Source organism: Niveispirillum sp. FG156, assembly GCF_057809555.1.
On sequence record NZ_JBMDKE010000022.1, the window covers coordinates 64,209 to 84,438 of the forward strand.

Annotated in this window: 19 protein-coding genes; 14 read left to right on the forward strand and 5 right to left on the reverse strand. The window is 64.9% G+C overall.

The window, feature by feature from the left end; all coding sequences use genetic code 11:
* Positions 1-2: 2 nt before the first annotated feature.
* The 6 genes from ACODSP_RS15345 (at position 3) to ACODSP_RS15370 (ending at position 5,515) form a co-directional block, all read left to right on the forward strand.
* Positions 3-1,898 (forward strand): ABC transporter ATP-binding protein, encoded by a 1,896-nt coding sequence (locus tag ACODSP_RS15345; RefSeq protein ID WP_488966440.1) that lies wholly within the window; start codon positions 3-5, stop codon positions 1,896-1,898.
* Positions 1,895-2,206, forward strand: a complete 312-nt coding sequence (locus ACODSP_RS15350) for a (2Fe-2S)-binding protein (protein WP_488966441.1) — start codon at positions 1,895-1,897, stop codon at positions 2,204-2,206. The genes ACODSP_RS15345 and ACODSP_RS15350 overlap by 4 nt, the downstream gene beginning before the upstream one ends.
* Positions 2,188-3,579: an FAD/NAD(P)-dependent oxidoreductase gene (locus ACODSP_RS15355; RefSeq protein WP_488966442.1), complete on the forward strand. Its 1,392-nt coding sequence runs from the start codon at positions 2,188-2,190 to the stop codon at positions 3,577-3,579. Before ACODSP_RS15350 ends, ACODSP_RS15355 begins: the two co-directional genes overlap by 19 nt.
* Positions 3,576-4,727, forward strand: a complete 1,152-nt coding sequence (locus ACODSP_RS15360) for an NAD(P)/FAD-dependent oxidoreductase (RefSeq protein WP_488966443.1) — start codon at positions 3,576-3,578, stop codon at positions 4,725-4,727. The genes ACODSP_RS15355 and ACODSP_RS15360 overlap by 4 nt, the downstream gene beginning before the upstream one ends.
* Before the next feature lie 63 nt (positions 4,728-4,790).
* Positions 4,791-5,093, forward strand: a complete 303-nt coding sequence (locus ACODSP_RS15365; RefSeq protein ID WP_488966444.1) for a hypothetical protein — start codon at positions 4,791-4,793, stop codon at positions 5,091-5,093.
* The gene (locus ACODSP_RS15370) at positions 5,090-5,515 is read left to right on the forward strand and encodes a type II toxin-antitoxin system VapC family toxin (protein ID WP_488966445.1); all 426 of its coding nucleotides are present in this window, start codon (positions 5,090-5,092) and stop codon (positions 5,513-5,515) included. Before ACODSP_RS15365 ends, ACODSP_RS15370 begins: the two co-directional genes overlap by 4 nt.
* An 8-nt stretch (positions 5,516-5,523) precedes the next feature.
* Here ACODSP_RS15370 and ACODSP_RS15375 read toward each other — a convergent pair whose 3' ends face one another.
* Positions 5,524-7,035, reverse strand: coding sequence for an aldehyde dehydrogenase family protein (locus ACODSP_RS15375; protein ID WP_488966446.1), 1,512 nt, complete (start codon positions 7,033-7,035; stop codon positions 5,524-5,526).
* Positions 7,036-7,220: 185 nt separating this feature from the next.
* Between ACODSP_RS15375 and ACODSP_RS15380 the strand changes: the two genes are divergently transcribed.
* From ACODSP_RS15380 to ACODSP_RS15390, 3 genes are read left to right on the forward strand one after another with little or no spacing between them, the layout of a single operon-like run.
* Positions 7,221-8,078 (forward strand): GNAT family N-acetyltransferase, encoded by an 858-nt coding sequence (locus tag ACODSP_RS15380; RefSeq protein ID WP_488966447.1) that lies wholly within the window; start codon positions 7,221-7,223, stop codon positions 8,076-8,078.
* Between the two features lie 2 nt (positions 8,079-8,080).
* Positions 8,081-9,553: an NAD-dependent succinate-semialdehyde dehydrogenase gene (locus tag ACODSP_RS15385; RefSeq protein ID WP_488966448.1), complete on the forward strand. Its 1,473-nt coding sequence runs from the start codon at positions 8,081-8,083 to the stop codon at positions 9,551-9,553.
* 2 nt (positions 9,554-9,555) lie between these two features.
* Positions 9,556-10,626 (forward strand): tartrate dehydrogenase, encoded by a 1,071-nt coding sequence (locus ACODSP_RS15390; RefSeq protein WP_488966449.1) that lies wholly within the window; start codon positions 9,556-9,558, stop codon positions 10,624-10,626.
* Between the two features lie 36 nt (positions 10,627-10,662).
* On the opposite strand, the gene ACODSP_RS15395 is transcribed toward ACODSP_RS15390, so the two are convergent.
* Positions 10,663-11,265, reverse strand: a complete 603-nt coding sequence (locus ACODSP_RS15395) for a cytochrome b family protein (protein ID WP_488966450.1) — start codon at positions 11,263-11,265, stop codon at positions 10,663-10,665.
* A gap of 123 nt (positions 11,266-11,388) precedes the next feature.
* Here ACODSP_RS15395 and ACODSP_RS15400 point away from each other — a divergent pair, with 123 nt between their 5' ends.
* Complete coding sequence (locus tag ACODSP_RS15400; protein ID WP_488966451.1) at positions 11,389-12,144, forward strand: ABC transporter ATP-binding protein; 756 nt, start codon at positions 11,389-11,391, stop codon at positions 12,142-12,144.
* Complete coding sequence (locus ACODSP_RS15405) at positions 12,141-13,673, forward strand: hypothetical protein (RefSeq protein WP_488966452.1); 1,533 nt, start codon at positions 12,141-12,143, stop codon at positions 13,671-13,673. The genes ACODSP_RS15400 and ACODSP_RS15405 overlap by 4 nt, the downstream gene beginning before the upstream one ends.
* A 42-nt stretch (positions 13,674-13,715) precedes the next feature.
* On the opposite strand, the gene ACODSP_RS15410 is transcribed toward ACODSP_RS15405, so the two are convergent.
* Together ACODSP_RS15410 and ACODSP_RS15415 are read right to left on the reverse strand one after the other, a co-directional pair.
* Positions 13,716-14,843 (reverse strand): acyl-CoA dehydrogenase, encoded by a 1,128-nt coding sequence (locus tag ACODSP_RS15410; protein ID WP_488966453.1) that lies wholly within the window; start codon positions 14,841-14,843, stop codon positions 13,716-13,718.
* Positions 14,844-14,964: 121 nt separating this feature from the next.
* Positions 14,965-16,146 (reverse strand): acetyl-CoA C-acyltransferase, encoded by a 1,182-nt coding sequence (locus ACODSP_RS15415; RefSeq protein WP_488966454.1) that lies wholly within the window; start codon positions 16,144-16,146, stop codon positions 14,965-14,967.
* A 72-nt stretch (positions 16,147-16,218) separates the two neighbouring features.
* Between ACODSP_RS15415 and ACODSP_RS15420 the strand changes: the two genes are divergently transcribed.
* A complete protein-coding gene (locus tag ACODSP_RS15420; protein ID WP_488966455.1) occupies positions 16,219-17,274 on the forward strand; it encodes an AraC family transcriptional regulator in 1,056 nt (351 codons plus the stop codon).
* Here ACODSP_RS15420 and ACODSP_RS15425 read toward each other — a convergent pair.
* Positions 17,271-19,169, reverse strand: a complete 1,899-nt coding sequence (locus ACODSP_RS15425; protein ID WP_488966456.1) for a potassium transporter Kup — start codon at positions 19,167-19,169, stop codon at positions 17,271-17,273. The genes ACODSP_RS15420 and ACODSP_RS15425 overlap by 4 nt on opposite strands.
* 130 nt (positions 19,170-19,299) lie before the next feature.
* Here ACODSP_RS15425 and ACODSP_RS15430 point away from each other — a divergent pair, with 130 nt between their 5' ends.
* Both ACODSP_RS15430 and ACODSP_RS15435 read left to right on the forward strand, forming a co-directional pair.
* Positions 19,300-19,623, forward strand: coding sequence for an MmcQ/YjbR family DNA-binding protein (locus tag ACODSP_RS15430; RefSeq protein WP_488966457.1), 324 nt, complete (start codon positions 19,300-19,302; stop codon positions 19,621-19,623).
* 42 nt (positions 19,624-19,665) lie between these two features.
* Positions 19,666-20,229 (forward strand): lysozyme family protein, encoded by a 564-nt coding sequence (locus ACODSP_RS15435; RefSeq protein WP_488966458.1) that lies wholly within the window; start codon positions 19,666-19,668, stop codon positions 20,227-20,229.
* The last annotated feature ends 1 nt before the right edge of the window (position 20,230 follow it).

Here is a 20,230-nt window from a genome sequence, read left to right on the forward strand (position 1 = left end):
ACATGAACAGCCATGTCGAAGTGCGCGGCCTGTGCGTCGCCGCCGGTGCCACCAGCATCGTGGCGGATGTGGGCTTTGCCATCCCGCGTGGCGGGGTGCTGGCCCTGATCGGGGAAAGCGGGTCGGGCAAAACCACCATCGCCATGGCCCTGATGGGCTATGCCCGCCTGGGCTGCCGTATCGCGGGCGGATCGGTGCGGGTCGGTGATACCGATGTCCTGTCACTGGATGAGGATGGGCTGGCGGCGCTGCGCGGGGACCGGGTGTCCTATATCGCACAGTCGGCGGCGGCATCGTTCAACCCGTCGCGGCGCATCATGGATCAGGTGGTGGAACCCGCCCTGATCCATGGACGGATGGATCGCAAGGCGGCGGAGACGAAGGCGGTAGCCCTGTTCCGGTCACTGGCCCTGCCAAACCCAGACAGCATTGGCGAGCGCTATCCGCACCAGCTTTCGGGCGGGCAGTTGCAGCGCCTGATGGCGGCTATGGCCCTGATCACGGGGCCGGAACTGGTCATCCTGGACGAACCGACCACGGCCCTGGACGTCACCACCCAGATCGAGGTGCTGCGCGCCTTCAAGCAGGCGGTGCGGGAGCATGGGGCGACCGCCGTCTATGTCTCCCACGATCTGGCGGTGGTGGCACAGATGGCCGATGCCATCGTGGTGCTGAACAAGGGCCGCATCCGGGAGAATGGCCGCGCGGTGCAGGTGCTGCAACAGCCTGAGGATGAGTATACGCGCACCCTGATGGCGGCGGCACGCCCGGATACGCGCGGCACTCCCGCCCCCTTCCGTCATCCCGGCGAAAGCCGGGACCCGGGGGGTACAGGGACTGCGGTTTCCGCTACAGCCGGCGATGCGGCGGTAATGTCAGGCATGGGACCCCTGGGTCCCGGCTTTCGCCGGGATGACGAGAGGGTGCGGGATGACACACGACCGCTGCTGGAAATCAAGGGCATGAGCGCCAGCTATGGCTCCACGCCGATCCTGCGCGATATCAACCTGACCATCGCGCGCGGCGCCACGCTGGGCGTGATCGGGGAAAGCGGGTCAGGTAAATCGACCCTGGCGCGGGTGATCGCCGGCATGTTGCCGCCATCCACCGGTGCGATCAGTTTCGACGGCGCCCGCCTGCCCCCCTCCCTGTCAATGCGCGACAAGGAACAGTTCCGGCGCATACAGCTGGTGTTCCAGAATGCCGACACGGCCCTGAACCCCGCCCATTCGGTGGGGGAGATTATTGGCCGGCCACTTGCCTTCTATCACGGGCTGAAGGGGCCGGCGGCGGCCAAGCGCGTGGCGGAACTGCTGGATCTGATCAAGCTGCCCGCAACGCTGGCGGACCGGCCCTGCGGCGGCCTGTCGGGCGGACAGAAGCAGCGTATCAACCTGGCTCGCGCGCTGGCCGCCAAACCCGACCTGATCATGTGCGACGAGGTGACATCGGCGCTGGATACCGTCGTCGGGGCGGCCATTTTGGACCTGCTGGCCGAACTGAAGCGGGAACTGGGGCTAGCGTACCTGTTCATCAGCCATGATATCGGCACGGTCCGCGCCATCGCCGACGATATCATGGTGCTTTATGCCGGCACACAGGTAGAGACGGGCCGGCGGCAGGGATATGACGGGGTGGCGCGCCACCCCTATACCGACCTGCTGATCGGGTCGGTGCCGGAACTGCGGCCCGGCTGGCTGGAGGAACAGGGCACACGCCCTGCACCACCCGCCATCGGCCAGCCCAAGGACGGGGCCGATCTGTGCCGGTTCCTGCCGCGCTGTTCCTGGCGCGTCTGTGGGACCTGCGAGGAATTCACCCCGCCCCGGCATGTGACGCCGGGCGGCAATATCATTCTTTGCCATCGGCCAGAGGGCGCATCGGAGGGGGCATCGTGAGCCAAGGGCGGTTCGTACGGCTGGCCGAAAGGGACCGGCCCGCCATCCATATCACCATCGACGGCACCCGCGTGCGGGCCATGGAAGGCGATACGCTGATGGTCGCCATGCTGGCGGCGGGCGGGACACTGCGCCAATCGGAATTTACCGAGGGTAACCGGGCGGGCTTCTGCCTGATGGGGGCGTGCCAGGATTGCTGGGTCTGGACCGAAAGCGGTCACCGGCTGCGCGCCTGTTCCACCGTTGCCGAGGATGGCATGTCCGTCACCACCAGCCAGCCGGGGGCATCATGGCCGAACCACGGGTGATCCCCCCCAGGGTCGTTATCGTCGGTGCCGGTCCCGCTGGGGTGCGGGCCGCCGAAACCGTCGCCGCCGCCGGCCTGACCCCCATCGTCATTGATGAGGGGCGGCGTGCGGGCGGCCAGATCTATCGCCGGCAGCCGGACAATTTCCACCGGCCCTATGGCGACCTGTATGGAACCGAAGCAGACCGTGCCAAGGCGGTGCATGACGGGTTCGACGCCCTGGGCGACCGCATCGATTACCAGGCCGAAACCCTGGTCTGGAACATTGCCGACGGCCATGTCTGGACCGCTAACGGCAAGGCGCAAGAGGCTCTACCCTATGACGCCCTGATCCTATGCACGGGTGCCACGGACCGGTTGATGCCCATGGCCGGATGGGACCTGCCCGGCACCTACAGCCTGGGCGGGTCGCAGGTGGCGTTGAAGGCGCAGGCCGTGTCCATCGGGTCGCAGGTCGTGTTCCTGGGCACCGGGCCGCTGCTGTATCTGGTGGCGTCGCAATATATTAAGGCCGGCGCAAAGGTGGCAGCGGTGCTGGACACGTCCGGCTTTGCCGCGCGCATCACCGCCCTGCCCGACCTTCTGGCCCTGCCATCGGTCCTGTGGAACGGCATCGCCCTGACCCGCGCCATCAAGGCGGCGGGCGTGCCGCTGCTGACCGGTGCCACGCCGGTGGCCATCCAGGGCGATGCCAAAACGGGCGTCACCGGGGTGACGGTGCGCCTGGGCAATGGCGAGGAACGGCATTTCGCGGCGGATGCGGTGGCCATGGGTTATCACCTGCGGCCCGAAACGCAGCTGGCCGATCTGGCCCGCTGTAACTTCACCTTTGACGAACTGACGCGACAGTACCTGCCCGTGCGCGACGAGGATGGTCGGGCCGAGGCGCCGACACCCCTTTATCTGGCTGGTGATGGGGCCAAGGTGCTGGGTGCGCGGTCGGCGGAGGCGTCGGGCCGGCTTGCCGCCCTGGCGGCGCTGTCAGATTTGGGACTGCCGGTTGATAAGGGGGCCATGATCATGCTGCGGCGGGAGGTCGGGCGTTATGGCCGCTTCGCGCGCGGTCTGGCCAAGGCTTTCCCCTGGCCGCACGCCCAAGCGGCGGCGCTTGCCGATGATACGATCCTGTGTCGCTGCGAATGCGTGACGGTGGGCGATGTGCGCCGGACCATGGAGGTCACCGGTGCGGCGGAAACCAACCGCACCAAGGCGTTCAGCCGGGTCGGCATGGGCCGCTGCCAGGGCCGCTATTGCGGGCATGCGGCAGCCGAAGTGATCGCCGCGCATGGCGATTTCCCGGTGGCCGATGCCGGGCGCCTGCGCGGGCAGGCCCCAGTGAAACCCCTGCCCATCGCCATCGGGGAGGCGGAATGATGACCAACCCTGTGACGCATAGCGATGTCCTGATCATCGGTGGCGGCCTGATGGGCTCCTCGGCCGCCTTTTTCCTGCGCCATACCCATGGCAAATCCGTCACCCTGATCGAAAGCGATCTGGTGGGTCGGCAGGCCAGCGGCACCAATTTCGGCAATGTCCGCCGCCAGGGGCGGCCCATCTATCAGTTGCACTTGGCCAACCGATCCCTGGAAATCTGGCGCAAGGCCAACGAACTGCTGGGATCGGATGTTGAATATCTGCAATCCGGGCATATCCGCGTCTGCTACCGCGAGCGACCGGAAAACATCGCCAAGATGGAGGAGTACGCGGCGGACGCGCGGCAGAACGGGCTGGACCTGGAAATCCTGACCGGCAATACGCTGCGCGACCGGTTTCCGTTCTTCGGCACCGATGTGGTGGCCGGATCCTATTCCGCCCTGGATGGTCATGCCAACCCGCGTCTGGCGGCCCCCGCCTTTGCACGCGCGGCCCAGAAGCTGGGCGCGCAGATATTTGAGAATACTCGCATCCTCCATGTCACCAAGACGGGTACTGATTTCATCGCCACGGCCAAGGATGGGCGGGTGTTCAAGGCACCCATCCTTCTGATCACGGCGGGTGCCTGGGCCGGGGAGCTGTCGGCGCAGTTCGGGGAACCGGTAAAGCTAACGGCGCGCAGCCCCACCATGTCGGTCACCGAACCCGTGCCCTATGCCATCGCGCCCGCCGTGGGCGTGATGACGCCGCTGGAGGTGGAGACCGTCTATTTCCGGCAGGTGGCGCGCGGCAATATCGTGCTGGGCGGGTCCACGCGTGGGCCGGCGGTGGCAGAGACCTATCGGTCTTTTGTGAAGCCGCAGAACATCCTGACGCAGTTGCAGCAATTGCGCCGCCTGGCCCCGGCCCTGGCCCGGCTGAACATCATCCGGGTATGGACCGGTATCGAAGGCTATATGGATGACAGTTTGCCGGTGATGGGGCCGAGCGGCACCACCAGCGGCCTGTTCTACGCCTTCGGCTTCTCCGGTTCCGGCTTCCAGATCGGGCCGGGCGTGGGCCAGACCATGGCCGAACTGATTGCGACCGGTGCCACGGGCATCGACCTGTCGCATTACAGGGTGAAGCGGTTTGGGAAGATGGGATGAAAACCATGCTTCGGCCCCTATATCCGGTTATAGTGTCTGGATATAGTCCGGTCGGAGGATGTGATGCCCAACCCCGCGCAGAAAAAGGCAACCGTCAATTACCGCGCCCGCATGGTGGAGCGCGGAATTGTTCGGTTCGAGGTTGCGGTACCCGATGGTGACCGCGACCTGATCCGTGCCCTGGCCAAGCGTCTTTCCGGACAGGGACAAGAGGCGGAGGAGGTACGGGCGGCCATCGCCAAGATGGTGGGCAGTGAACCGCCACAGTCGGGCGGTATCCTGGCCGCTCTCCGCCGTTCGCCACTCATCGGTGCCGATATCGACTTTTCTCGTCCGCGTGAGGAAGGCAGGACGGTGGACCTGTGACGCGCTACCTGCTCGACACCAACATCATCAGTAATCTTGTGAAGCCGCAACCATCAGAAGGCTTGATGGCATGGATGGCTGCTCGCCAGGACAGCGAGTTGAATATCGCCGCGCTGACACTGGCCGAACTTCACCGCGGCATCCTGGAGAAGCCAGCCGGTCGCAAGCGCAACGCCCTGTCCGATTGGTTTTCCGGACCAGAGGGACCACCCTCCTTGTTTGCAGGCCGCATTCTTGCGTTCGACGACCGGGCTGCCCTTGTCTGGGGTCGGTTGATGGCGGAAGGCAAGGCGATGGGGCGACCGCGCAGTGCGCTGGACATGATCATTGCCGCAGTCGCCCTTGCGAATGACTGCGAGATCGTGACCGACAATGAACGAGATTTTCATGGTCTGCCGGTCCTGAACCCGCTGCGGGGATAGAGGCGCCCTTAAAACTCCACCAATGCCGTCTTCACCTTCAAATTCGCCATATAGGCCTCGCGCCCAAGGTCCTTGCCGATACCGGATCGCTTGAACCCGCCCGTGGGCAGCATGAAATCGTTGGAGCGGCCATAGCGGTTGACCCAGACGGTCCCGGCCTCCAGCCCGCGCACGGTACGCAAGGCGCGGCCCACGTCGCCCGTATGCACGCCGGCGGCCAGCCCGAACTGGGTATCATTGGCCAGGGCCAGGGCCTCCTCCTCCTCCCGGAAGGTCTGGACCGTCAGGACGGGGCCGAAAATCTCTTCCCGCACCGCCTCGGCATTTGCGTCCAGACCGGCCAGGATGGTCGGCTGAAAGAACGATCCGTCCTGCGGCCCTGCCGCCCGACCGCCGCCCGTCACCAGGGTTGCACCCGCCGCCACTGTGCGCCCGACGATACCGTGGATGCGGTCCAGCTGCGGATGGCTGATGATCGGGGACAGGGTGGATGCCGGGTCCCAGGTCGGGGCCGGGTTCAAGGCGCGGAAACGCGCGGTGATCAGGTCCACCACCCGTTCGGCCACATTCTCCTGCACGATCAGACGCGATCCCGCCACACAGACCTGACCGGCATTCAGCGTGATGGCACGCGCCACGATCCCTGCCGTCTTCTCCATATCCGGACAGTCAGCAAACACCAGTTGCGGGCTTTTGCCCCCCAGTTCCAGGGTGACCGGCTTCGGCCCCGTCTCCGCGCACGCCGTCATGATGGCAGCACCGGTACGGGTGGAGCCAGTGAAGGTCACCTTGGCGACCAGCGGGTGCCGGCAAAGCGTGTCACCGACCGACCGACCATCCCCCTGCACGATATTGAAGATGCCGGGCGGCAGGCCCGCCTCAATCGCCAGTTCCGCCACCCGCACGATTGAGAAGGGCGTCATCTCCGACGGTTTCAACACCACGGAATTCCCCGCCGCCACCGCCGGCGCCACCTTCCACATGGCCATGACGATGGGCAGGTTCCAGGGGGCAACCGCCGCCACCACGCCATAGGGTTCGGTGATGGTCAGGCCCAGCTTGTCCGGCGTGGTCGCCGCGACCTCTCCTCCCACTTTGTCCGCAAACTCCGCATAGAAACGAATGCATTCGGCCGAATACGGAATGTCCCAGGCCGTCGCCTCCGTAATGGTGCGGGTGGACCCCACCGCCTCCAGCGCCGCCAGTTCCGCCACATGTGAATCCAGAAGGTCGGCCCAGCGGCGCAGAACCCGCATGCGCTGACGCGGATCGGCCTTGGCCCAGCCGCTGTTCCGATAGGCGTCATAGGCGCCCTGGACGGCAGCATCCACCTGTGTCTGACCGGCGCTGTCCAAATGGGCATAGACCTGTCCATCCGACGGGCGGCGCACGGGGATTTCGGCCCCGACGCCGGCCACGCGGGCGCCATTGATGAAGTTGGATGCGGCGGGCAGGGTCAGGCTGTTGGGGTCAAAGGCGCTCACGAACGGCAACTCCGGCTGGCATTCCATATGCGCCATGGATAATCCCGATGGCACGGCATTTGGTCGGGATCACCCGGAAGAGCCACGCCACAATCTTCCGAAATCACCCGCATCCCGGCAGCGAATGCCATGCACCCACGCTTAATATGCCCGCATGACAGCTGGGTTTGCGACCACGGCAGTTCATGCCGCCGCAAACCGGTATCCGAGGGGATGATGTGATGGAAAAACCGACCCGGCCCGCCGTGAATTTGCGGGCGATGACCGAGGCGGACCTCGAACAGGCCCATGCCCTGTCGCGCGAACTGAACTGGCCGCACCGTATGGAAGATTGGCAGTTCTTTCTGGAATTCGGGCAGGGGCTGGTTGCAGAACGGGACGGGGCTGTGATCGGCACCGCCATGTGCTGGCTGTTCGGGGAACAGGCGGGCACGCTGGGCATGGTCATCGTTTCACCGGCGGCACAGGGGCTGGGCATTGGTCGTCGGCTGATGGCCGGCGTCATGGACATCCTGGGCGACCGCACCATCATGCTGCACGCCACGCCGGAGGGGATGCCGCTTTATGAAAGCCTGGGGTTCAGGCCTGTCGGCGATGTTCTGCAACACCAGGGTACGGCTTTCTCCGTCCCCTTGCCCGACCTTCTGCCCGATGAACGGGTCCGTCCCATGGGGCAGCGGGACATGGAGATCATTCCCGAACTGGACGCCCGCGCCACGGGCATGGACCGCCGCCGCTTGATCGACACCATGGATAAAAACGCGCTGGGCGTCATGCTGACGCGCGAGCATGAAGTGGCGGGCTTCGCATTGTTCCGTAAATTCGGGCGTGGCTATGTCGTCGGCCCGACGGTGGCCCCCGACCTGGGCGGTGCCAAGGCCCTGATCTCCCACTGGCTGGGCACCAATGCCGGCATGTTCTGTCGCGTGGACGTGACGGAGGCAAGCGGCCTGTCCCCCTGGCTGGATGAGTTGGGCCTGCAATGTGTCGGCCGCGTCACCCGCATGATCCGGGGCACGCCGCCGGTTCGCGATCCGGATTTCCACACCTTCTCCCTTGTCACCCAGGCGCTGGGGTAATCATGACGCTGACCCTTTCCGATCCCGGTCTTTTCCGTCAGTCCGCCTTCATCGGCGGTGAATGGCGTCAGGCCGGCAACCTGTCCATGCTGGCCGTGGACAATCCCGCCGATGGCTCCATCATCGGCAGCGTGCCCGACTGCGATGATTCGGATACCGAACAAGCCATTACCGCGGCCAATGCCGCCTGGCCGGCCTGGCGGGCGTTGACGGCGGGTGCCCGCGCCGACCTGTTGGAACGCTGGCACGCCCTGATCCTGGCCCATATCGATGATCTGGCCCGGATTATGACGGCGGAACAGGGCAAGCCCCTGGCCGAGGCCACCGGTGAAATCCGCTATGCCGCCACCTTCGTGAAATGGTTCGCGGGTGAGGGGCGGCGCATCTATGGCGGCATGATCCCCGCGCCTGATGCCGACCGCCGCATCCTGACCTGGAAGGAACCGGTCGGCGTCTCGGCGATCATTACGCCCTGGAACTTCCCCGCCGCCATGATCACGCGCAAATGCGCTCCGGCCCTGGCCGCTGGCTGCCCAGTGGTGATCAAGCCGTCGGACCTGACGCCCTTCACCGCCCTGGCGCTCGCCGTGCTGGCCGAAAGGGCCGGTATTCCGGCGGGCGTGTTCAATGTCGTCACGGGTCGGCCCACCGGGATTGGCGCCGCCCTGACCGGTTCCCCGCTTGTGCGCAAGCTGTCCTTCACCGGCTCTACCCGCATCGGCGCGCTGCTGATGGGGCAATGCGCGGACAGTGTGAAGCGTCTGTCACTGGAACTGGGCGGCAATGCCCCCCTGATCGTGTTCGACGATGCCGACCTGGACATTGCCGTCGCCGCCACCATGGCCAGCAAGTTCCGCAATGCCGGCCAGACCTGTGTCTGTGCCAACCGCATCCTGGTGCAGGGCGGCGTTTATGAAAGGTTCGCGGACAAGCTGGCCGCCGCCGTCGCGGCCCTGCGCGTCGGCCCCGGCTTCACGCCCGGCACGACCATCGGCCCCCTGATCAACGATGCCGCCGTGGCCAAGGTCAACGCCCATGTCGATGACGCGCTGTCCAAGGGCGCCAAAATCTTTGCCCAGGCGGATGGCCCCGGCACGGGCCGCTTCGCTACCCCCACCATCCTGACCGGGGCCAGCACCGACATGCGGCTGGCATCGGAGGAAACCTTCGGCCCCGTCGCCCCGCTGTTCCGGTTCAAGGACGAGCGGGAGGCGCTGGACATCGCCAATGCCACGCCGTTCGGCCTGGCGGCCTATTTCTACACCGAGAACCTGCACCGTGCCTTCCGCGTGGCCGAGGGCCTGGAGGCCGGGATGGTGGCGCTGAATACCGGCTCCATCGCCATGGAAATGGCCCCCTTCGGCGGGATCAAGCAATCCGGCCTGGGGCGCGAGGGCGGGCCGACCGGCATCGAGGAATATCTGGAAACCAAGGCCTTCCATATTGGCGGCCTGAAACTGCATGAGGCGCTCTAACCATGGCCCGCACCTATAAGATCGCCGTGATCCCGGGCGACGGTATCGGCAATGAAGTGATGCCCGAGGGCATCCGCGTCCTGGAAAAGGCCGCCAGCCTGTTCGGCTTCACTATCGAACAGCAATGGCACGATTTCGCGCATTGCGATTACTACCTGAAGCATGGCCGCATGATGCCGGAGGACTGGAAGGCGCAGATCGGCAAGCCTGACGCCATCTTCTTCGGCGCCGTCGGCTGGCCCGCCAAGGTGCCGGACCATATCTCGCTCTGGCAGTCGCTTCTGCAGTTCCGCCGTGAATATGACCAGTATGTCAATCTGCGCCCCGTGCGCCTGATGCCGGGCGTTCCCTGCCCGCTGGCGGGCCGCAAGCCGGGCGATATTGATTTCTGGATCGTGCGGGAGAATACGGAGGGTGAATATTCCTCCGTCGGCGGCACCATGTTCCCCGGCACCGACCGTGAGGTGGTGATCCAGGAAACGGTGATGACGCGGGTTGGTGTTGACCGTGTCCTGCGCTACGCCTTCGAACTGGCCAACAGCCGGCCCAACCGCCACCTGACGTCAGCCACCAAATCCAACGGCATCGCCGTGACCATGCCCTACTGGGATGCCCGGGTAGAGGCGATGGCCGCCAATTATCCCGACGTGCGCTGGGACAAGTACCATATCGACATCCTGACGGCGCAGTTCGTGCTGAACCCCGACCGGTTCGATGTGGTGGTGGGGTCCAACCTGTTCGGCGACATCCTGTCCGATCTGGGCCCCGCCTGCACCGGCACCATCGGTATTGCGCCGTCGGGCAATATCAATCCCGACCGCACCGGCCCGTCCCTGTTCGAACCGGTGCATGGTTCGGCCCCCGACATTGCCGGCCAGGGTATCGCCAACCCGGTGGGTCAAATCTGGTCAGCGGCCATGATGCTGGAACATCTGGGTGAGACGCAGGCCGCCACCGCCATCGTGGCCGCCATCGAACGGGTCCTGGCCGAACCGTCCCTGCGCACCCGCGACCTGAAAGGCACCGCCGATACCGGTACCTGCGGCAAGGCGGTGGAAGAGGCCCTGGGGTGATGTAAAGACCACCCCTTCGACGGCGTTGTTGCGGTTCTACCGGAGCAACGCCGTCGCGGCCCGTCGTGACACCAGACGAAGCGCCAGCATCGACAGGACAACGCCCAGGCCCAGCCAGTAGAGCGGTCCCTGTCCCAGGCGTTTGCCCATACTGACGGCAAAGGATGCCCAGACATACCAGCCGCCGATCAGGTGCAGCCAGCCCCAGGCCGTCGGCCCCAGCAGCCGCACCATCCGGTCGAAGGATGTAAGCGTCATCGCCAAGATCAGCAGATAGGCACCGCCGCCGGCAATCACCGTCATCCGGTTGGTCAATTGCTGGAACAGCGCATAATCCAGATCCATCAGGGCGATGATGCCGAACAGATGGATCAGATGCGACACGGCAAACGATACCCCCAGATAGCGCCGCTGCCGCCGCAGCCAGCGCGTCGCCGGTGAGGGCGACAAGCGCACAAGGCTGGACGCTGTGAAGGCCAACCCGAACAGCAACAGCGATGTCCAGGCCGTCAGCTGGATCACCCAGCGCGCCTGATGCACCGGATCAGGTGCCATCTGCACCATGACGGCGGACAGCAGCACAAGCACCAAAGCGATACCCGCCGTCAGCCCCCATCCGTTGAAAAGCGATCCCTTCAAGACACCCCCCCTTTTCTCTTCCCCTCACCACCGGGAAACCAGTGAAGAAACGGAGAAGACTTCTATCCACACTCATTTATTGTTAACTATGTCTTCCCGATGGCTTTACCCCGGTTGATACGCATGACCACGACCAGCTCTGCTCTTGAAATTCGCGGCCTTCGTAAATCCTACGGAGAGAAGGAGGCGGTCAAGGGCATTGATCTGACCATCCAGCCGGGGGAATTCTACGGCCTTCTGGGTCCCAACGGTGCGGGTAAGACCACGACCCTGAAAATGGTTGTCGGCCTGTTGACCCCGACATCGGGCAGCATCAGCGTGTTTGGCGTGGACAATCAGCGCGATCCTGTGGCCGCCAAGCGCCAGACCGCCTGGTTGCCGGATGAGCCGATGCTGTATGACAAGCTGACGCCGCTGGAATATCTGGAATTCGTGGCGGGCCTTTGGGGCATTGACGCCCGCACCGCCGCATCGCGTGCGGATGAACTGCTGACCCGTTTGGAACTGCACGAACACCGCAATGAACGCTGCGAAGGTTTCTCGCGCGGGATGAAGCAGAAGGCGGCGTTGGCCGGCGCCCTGATCCATGATCCGCGCCTGCTGATCCTGGATGAACCGCTGACGGGCCTTGATGCCGCCATCGCGCGGCAGGTGAAGGACCTGCTGGCCGAGCGGGCCAGGGCCGGCTGCACTATCATCCTGACCACCCACATCATGGAGGTCGCGGAACGGCTGGTGGACCGTATCGGCATCATCCAGCATGGGCAACTGCTGGCCGAGGGTACCTTGGCGGAGCTGCGGCAGAAGCATGGCCGCGACGGTGCCTCGCTGGAAGAACTGTTCCTTGATCTCGTTTCGGGCAAGGCGGTGGCCGCATGATCGCCCTGACACCGGGCAGCATGCCCTGGCTGCTGCGGCATGAATTACGGCTGGCGTTCCGGACCAAGAAGACGGGGCCCTGGGCCTGGGCCATTCTGATTGTAGGCATCCTGTTCATGCACGGGATCGGCTTCCTTTCCGCCTTCGGGTTCGGAAAGATGAAGCTGGAGCCGGAGAATGTGCAGATGGTCTTTGGCGGCATCGGCCTGTTCAGCATGGCCATCATGCTGTCGGTTTCGATGCAGTTGACGGTCAACTCCATCTATACGCGCGGGGACATGGACCTGCTTCTGTCCTCGCCCCTGCGGCCCGGCGCCATCCTGCCGATCCGGCTGCTGGCCATCGCCCTGGCGGTGATGGGCACAACGCTGGCCATGGCCGCCTGCTTCATGAACCCCAGCGCCATCATGATTTCGGCGCGCTGGCTGATCGGGTATGTCACCCTGCCGGCTCTGTGCCTGCTGACGGTCACCGTTTCCTTCCTGATCGTGCTGGGGCTGGTCAAGATGATCGGGGCGCGGCGGGCGCGGACGGTGGCGCAGGTTCTTGGCGGGGTCATCGGTATCGGTGCGGCCCTGGCGGCCCAGATTCCCAACATGAACAACGCCGCCGATCAGGCGACCAAGACCAAGAATTTCCAGGCAATGGCCGCGATGGCCGATAATCCCGCCATGGCGCCGATCCGCTGGTTTGGCGCAGCCATCACGGGGGAGACAGGGCCGTTTTTGCTGCTGGCCCTGCTGTCATTCGGCGGGTTCCTGCTGGTGACGATATTGCTGGGTCCGGCCTTCGTGCGCAGCGTCAACGCTGCCGCCGGCACCGACCTGACGGCCCGGCGCAAAGGCAGCAATGACACGCGCCCGCTCTCCATGCATCTGCGTGGCGTGACCGGTTCCATCCTGTGGAAGGAATGGCGCCTCATCCTGCGCGACCCCAGCTTGCTGACGCAGGTCGCCTCCATCCTCCTGGTCGCCGCCCCCATCGTGCTGCCCAGCATGGGCAAAAGCATTAGCACCGCATCGGGGGAGGTGATGGCCGTCGGCTGGATGGGCGTCGTGCCGGTTGCCGGCCTGCTGGCCGGTGCCCTGGTCTGGCTGGCTTTCGCGGGCGAGGACGCGCCCGACCTGCTGGGCACCGCCCCGGTCAGCGCACGACGCATGCTGCGTGACCGGCTGCTGGCCGCCGCCGTCCCGTCCTTGATCATCGCGACGGCGGTCAGTTTGTATGTGATCACGCAAACGCCCTGGTCTGGCCTGATCCTCTGGCTGATCTGCCTGCTGTCGATCAGCCTCTATCTGCTGATGGATATGCGGCAGGGGCCGGTGCTGGGCGGGCGCAAGGCCTTCCAGAAGCGATATCAAAGCAACATGATCGCCCTGTTTGGCGAGATGCTGCTGGGCTTCGCCCTGTTCGGCCTGGGCTGGCTGACCCTGAAATTCCTGGCCCCGTTCTGGGCGATCCCGCTGCTTCTCTTGGCGAATGCCGGTGCGCTTGCCGGGTTGCTGCTGCAAAGGCGTGGTGAGGGTTGAGGAGAAGCGGGCGGTGCCATACTGGCCCGCCCGCCATCCCTGTCACAGGTTGCGGGCGATCACCAGACGCTGGATATCGCTGGTGCCTTCATAAATCTGACAGACGCGCACATCACGGTAGATGCGCTCAACCGGGAAATCCTCGACATAGCCATAGCCGCCGAAGGTCTGGATGGCGTCAGAGCAGACACGTTCGGCCATTTCCGACGCAAACAGCTTGGCCATCGACGCTTCCTTCAGGCAGGGCTGCCCCGCCCCGCGCAGGCTCGCGGCGTGCAGGACCAGTTGCCGCGCCGCCTCGATCCGGGTTGCCATATCGGCCAGACGGAAAGACACGGCCTGATGGTCGATGATCGGCACGCCCATGGAGGTCCGGTCACGGGCATAATCGCGCGCCGCCTCGAACGCTGCCTGCGCCATGCCGACGGCCTGTGCCGCGATGCCGATACGCCCGCCTTCCAGGTTGGCCAGCGCGATACGGTACCCCTCCCCCGGATTGCCCAGCATGGAAGAGGCCGGTACGCGCGCATCCTCCAGCAGGATCTGCGCGGTATCGGAACTGCGCTGCCCCAGCTTATGTTCCAGCCGGGCCACCTTGTAGCCCGGATTGTCGGTGGGCACCAGGAAGGCGGAAATCCCCTTCTTGCCCGCCGCCGGATCGGTGACGGCAAAGACCAGGGCAACGCCGGCATTCTGGCCATTGGTGATGAACTGCTTGGCGCCGTTCAGCACATAATGGTCGCCATCCTTGACCGCCCGCGTCTTCAACGCCGATGCATCCGACCCCGCCTGCGGTTCCGTCAGGCAGAAGGCGCCCAGCATCCGGCCCGACGCCATGGCACGCAGATAGCGTTCCTTCTGCTCGGCATTGCCGAATTTCAGGATGGGGGCACAGCCGACGGAATTATGCACGCTCATGATGGTGGAGATGGCGCCGTCCCCCGCCGCGATCTCTTCAATCGCCAGGGCATAGGCGACGGCATCGGCCCCTGCCCCACCCCATTCCTCGGGCACCACCATGCCCAGAAGACCCAATTCCCCCATCTCCCGCAGTTCCTGCGCGGGAAAACGGCTTGTCCGGTCACGTTCGGCGGCGCCGGGCGCCAGCCGCTCGCGCGCGAACTGCCGTGCCATGTCGCGGATCATGGTCTGTTCTTCGGTGAGGATCATCTGTGTTCCCTGCCAGAACCGTAGGTCAGGTCGAGGGCGTCAGCCCGAGCCCTGACAGCAATGGATTGAAAGCCTTCTCTGTCAGGGCTCGCCTTCGGCTCGACCTGACCTACGCCCACACTCACACCAGCTCGACCGCCATGGCCGTCGCCTCGCCACCGCCGATGCAGAGTGAGCCGACGCCGCGCTTCAGCCCATGCTTCTTCAACGCATTCAGCAGGGTCACCAGGATACGCGCGCCCGACGCGCCGATCGGATGGCCCAGGGCGCAGGCGCCGCCATGCACATTCACCTTGTCGTGCGGCAGGTCCAGTTCCTTCATGGCCGCCATTGCGACGACGGCAAAAGCTTCGTTGATCTCAAACAGGTCAACATCCTTGGCCGTCCAGCCGGTCTTGGCGAACAGGGTCTGCATGGCACCAACCGGCGCCGTCGTGAACCAGGCCGGGGCACGGGCGTGGCTGGCATGGCCGACGATCCTGGCCAGGGGAGAAAGGCCCCGCTTTTCCGCCTCGCTGGCACGCATCAGGACCAGGGCGGCTGCCCCGTCGCTGATGGAGCTGCTATTGGCCGCCGTGACGGTGCCATCCTTGCGGAAGGCGGGCTTCAGGGTCGGGATCTTGTCCGGACGGCCCTTGCCGGGCTGTTCATCGCGCGACACGATTGTATCGCCGCCACGGCCCTTGACCGTGACCGGAACCACCTCAAGATCGAAAGTTCCGTCCTCGACGGCAGCCTTGGCGCGGCGCAGGCTTTCCAGGGCGTAAGCATCCTGCGCCTCACGTGTAAAGCCGAAATACGCTGCCGTGTCCTCTGCATAGGTGCCCATGGCGCGGCCACGTTCATAGGCATCCTCCAGCCCATCCAGCGCCATGTGGTCATACATGGTGGCGTGGCCATAGCGATAGCCGCCGCGTGCCCGGTCCAGCAGATAGGGTGCGTTCGACATGCTTTCCATGCCCGCCGCCACCACAATGTCGGCACTACCGGCCAGGATCAGGTCATGGGCCAGCATGGTGGTCTTCATGCCGCTGCCGCACATCTTGTTGATGGTGGAACAGGTGACCGACAGAGGCAGACCCGCGCCCAGTGCCGCCTGACGGCCCGGCGCCTGCCCCTGGCCCGCCTGCAGCACATTGCCCATCAGCAGTTCCTGAACGCTGTCGCCAGCAATCCCGGCCCGTTCCACGGCGGCCTTCACGGCAACAGCGCCCAATTGGGCCGCCGTCAGGGCGGACAGGTCACCCATCATGCCGCCCATGGCGGTGCGGGCGGCGGACACGATCACGATGGGGTCGGTCATGGCATTCCTCTGGCGTCGATATTGATTGGTTGGGCATAGCGTAGACTTGTCGCTTCCGATCAGCCATAACCGTTGCGATCAAATTTCCTGATCACTTATGTCAATAACGAATGGGTTGGTAAGGTGGAGAAGGGCAGCGTTTCCATCCATTTCGTGGCCGCCGCCCTGAACGGGGCGATGGCGCGGGGTATGGAGCCGGCGCCCATCCTGCGCAAGGCCGGCATCGATCCCGCCTTGCTGCATCAGCCATCGGCCCGCGTACCGGTCCAGGCCCATGCCACCCTGCTGCGTATCCTGGCGCAGCTGCTGGATGATGAATTCTTTGGACAGGACAGCCGCCGCATGAAGGTGGGCAGCTTCGCCCTGTCCTGTCTGCTGGCGTTGGAAGGCGGTGGTGATGTCGGAGGCGCACTGGGCCTACTCTGCCGCGCCTATAACACGATTTTTGACGACCTGCGTGTCGCCGTACGGCGGGACGGGCGGCGGGCAGCGCTGGAGATCGCGCCGACAAGGCCCGGTCATCACCTGCCGGTCTTCGCGGTGGAGACCCTGTTCGTCTATATGCATGGCATCGCCTGCTGGCTGGCGCGGCGGCGCATCGTGATTGAGGAAGCCTGCTTCCCCTATCCCGAGCCACCACACGCGGCGGAGTATTTCGTGCTGTTCAGCACGCAGCTGCGCTTCTCACACGACCAATGCCAGCTCTGGTTCGACGCCGACACCCTATCCCTGCCGGTGGCGCAGGACAGGCGGTCGGCGAAGACCTTTCTGAACCAGGCGCCGGAAAATTTCCTGGTTAAGTACCGCAATCCGGACGGGTTCGGTCGTCGCGTCGCCAACCTGCTGCGCCGCCGCCGCCCCACCGACTGGCCGGGGGCGGATGAGGTGGCGGCACTGCTGCGCTGTTCGCCCGCCACGCTGCGGCGCATGCTGCGCCAGGAAGGCACGTCGTATCAGGCCATCAAGGACCGGTTGCGCCTGGACATGGCGCGGGCGGCACTGGCACGGCCCGACCTTTCCATTGCCGACATCACGGCCCAACTGGGCTTTGCCGAACCCGCCGCCTTCAACCGCGCCTTCCGGCAATGGACGGGCACAACGCCGGCCCGCTATCGGCGGGGGAGCTAAATCTCCACATGCCCACCCAGTTCCACAACGCGGTTCAGCGGCAGGTGGAAGAAGTCGGCGGTGGTGGTGGCGCTGCGCATCATGAAGGCGAACAGCTCTTCACGCCATGGCGCCATCCCCGGCTCCGCCGAGGGCACAACCGTTTCGCGGGTCAGGAAGTAGGAGAAGCGCAGCGGCTCATAATCAAAGCCCAAATCCGTGCGCTTGGCATTGGCCAGGGCCTTGGGCACATCGGGATCGTCCATGAAGCCGCAAACCATGGTGACGCGGAACACATCGTCGCGCAGCTTCTCCGACACGATGCGTTCGCCAATCGGCACACGCGGCCGCTCCACGACCTTCACTGTCATCACGACCACGCGCTCATGCAGGACGTGGTTGTGCTTCAGGTTATGCAGCATGGCCAGCGGCACGCCATCGGGATCGGAGGTCAGGAACACCGACGTGCCGGGCACACGGGAGATGCGCGAGGACAGGGTGCCCAGGAATTCCTGCAGGGGCATGGCGCTGTCGCGCAGCTTGGCATGCAGCAGCTTGCGCCCCATCTTCCAGGTGGTCATAAGCGTGAAGGCCAGTAGGCCGGCCGCCAGCGGGAACCAGCCGCCATGCGTGATCTTGGTCGCCGTTGCCAGGAAATAGGCCATGTCCACGGCCAGCAGCAGCACAAAGAACCCGACGGCGAACTTGCCGTTCCAGCCCCAGCGGTTGAAGGCCAGCAGCGCCACCAGGGTGGTGGTGATCATCATGGTGCCGGTCACGGCAACACCGTAGGCCGACGCCAGATTGGTCGAACTACCGAAACCCAGGACCAGCGCCACCACGGCCAGCATCAGCGCCCAGTTGATGAAGGGCATATAGATCTGCCCCATCTCCTTCTCGGACGTATGGATGATGTTCATGCGCGGCAGATAGCCCAACTGGATCGCCTGCCGCGTGACAGAGAAAGCGCCAGAGATCACGGCCTGACTGGCGATGATGGTGGCAAGCGTTGCCAGCATCACCATAGGCACCGCCGACCAGGCCGGTCCCATGAAGAAGAACGGGTTCGCCGCAGCCTCAGGATTGGTCAGCAGCAGCGCGCCCTGTCCGAAATAATTCAGCATCAGGGCCGGCCAGACCAGCATGTACCACGCCAGCCGGATCGGCCCGCGCCCGAAATGGCCCATATCGGCATAAAGCGCCTCAGCACCCGTGACCGACAGGACGACGGAGCCCAGCGCCAGGAACCCAATCCAGCCATCATGGGCCAGGAAGGCGACGGCATAATGCGGCGACAGGGCCGCCAGCACCCCCGGCGCCTTGCCGATATTGCTGATGCCCAGCACGGCCAGCACCACGAACCAGATCAGCATGACGACGCCGAACGCCCCGCCCAACGCTGCCGAGCCTTTCGATTGGATCGCGAACAGGGCCACCAGGATGGCGATGGCGATGGGTACCGTCCATGGCGCCAGATTGGGGGCCGCGACCTGCAACCCCTCCACCGCCGACAGAACGGAAATGGCCGGCGTAATGGCGCTGTCACCATAGAACAGAGCCGCAGCGAACACGCCGAGTGTGCCGGCCAGCGCCGTCATCTGCGGGTTGCTGGACAAGGCCTTCTGCAACAGGGCCAGCAGGGCAAAGGAACTGCCCTCGCCTTCATTATCGGCGCGCATGATGATGGCGACATACTTAATCGACACCACCAACATGACCGTCCAGAAGACCAGCGACAGCACACCCAGCACATGCATCCGGTCCACCGGCAGCGGGTGCGGGCCGGCAAAGGCCTCTTTCATGGCGTAAAGCGGGCTGGTGCCGATATCGCCGAACACCACGCCAATGGCGGATAGAAACAGGGCACCGAAGGAGGAACGCGGCGCGTCATGCGCCGCACTGGCCGAATGCCCCACGCTGAAATACCCCTGTCCCCATCATGCTGCGCTGCGAAGGCTACCCTTTTCGGCAGCGGGGCGCAAGAAATCGGCGTCATTGGTTAATAATTGCTTTATAAATTGCGCACGAAACAGGGGGAAATGGCGGATGGCCACGGGGGATGATCTGCGCCGGCTGGCCCTGGCGCTGCCGGGGGTGGAGGAGCAGCCGCACATGGACCGCGCGGCCTTCCGTGTGGCCCGTATCTTTGTGACCCTGGGGCCGGACGGCAAAAGTGCGAATTTCAAGTTCACGCCGGAGGAGCAGGAACAGAAATGCCTGGTGGCCGCCGATGCCTTCGCCGCCATTCCCAATGGCTGGGGATGGCAGGGCTGGACCCAGGCGACACTTACCAACCTGACCGAACCGGAACTGGACGCCGCCCTTCGCATGGCCTCGGCGCATGCCCAGCCCACACGGCGTAAACGCTGAGCCTATCTGGACGGGACGGAACGGGCGGCGTAAGAAAAGGGCATGACGACCATGCCCTTCAGCCCTACCCTGTCGCGCCGCGCCCTGCTGGGTCTGGCGGCGGGTGGTTTATGTCTGGCCGCAACGCCTGCCCGTGCCTTCACCCTGGCCGGAACCATCTGGGAAGAGACGGGTCGTCTGGCGAAGCTGGACCCCTATCTGCTCTATGCCGTTTCCTATGTCGAAAGCCGGCAGGACCGGAAGGGCCGCACCGGCCCCTGGCCCTATGCCGTGCGCACGACTGTCGAGTCCTACTTCCCGGAGAATTTCAAGGCGGCCATGGACCTGATCCACCGTCTGCCCGCCGAGGAGGTGAAGGATGCAGACCTGGGCTGGATGCAGGTAAATGTGCGCTGGCACGGCCATCGCGTGGCCGATATCAGCCACCTGCTGCATCCCGGCATCAATCTGCGTATCGGGGCCGGCATCCTGCGCGAGGCGTTGGACAGCCTGCCCGGCGACACGGCCCGCGCCATTGGCCGTTACCATACCTGGATGGATGAGGCGCGTGGTCGCGATTACGGCGAACGCGTCCTGGCCCTGCGCGAACGGCTGCGCTGGGCATAGG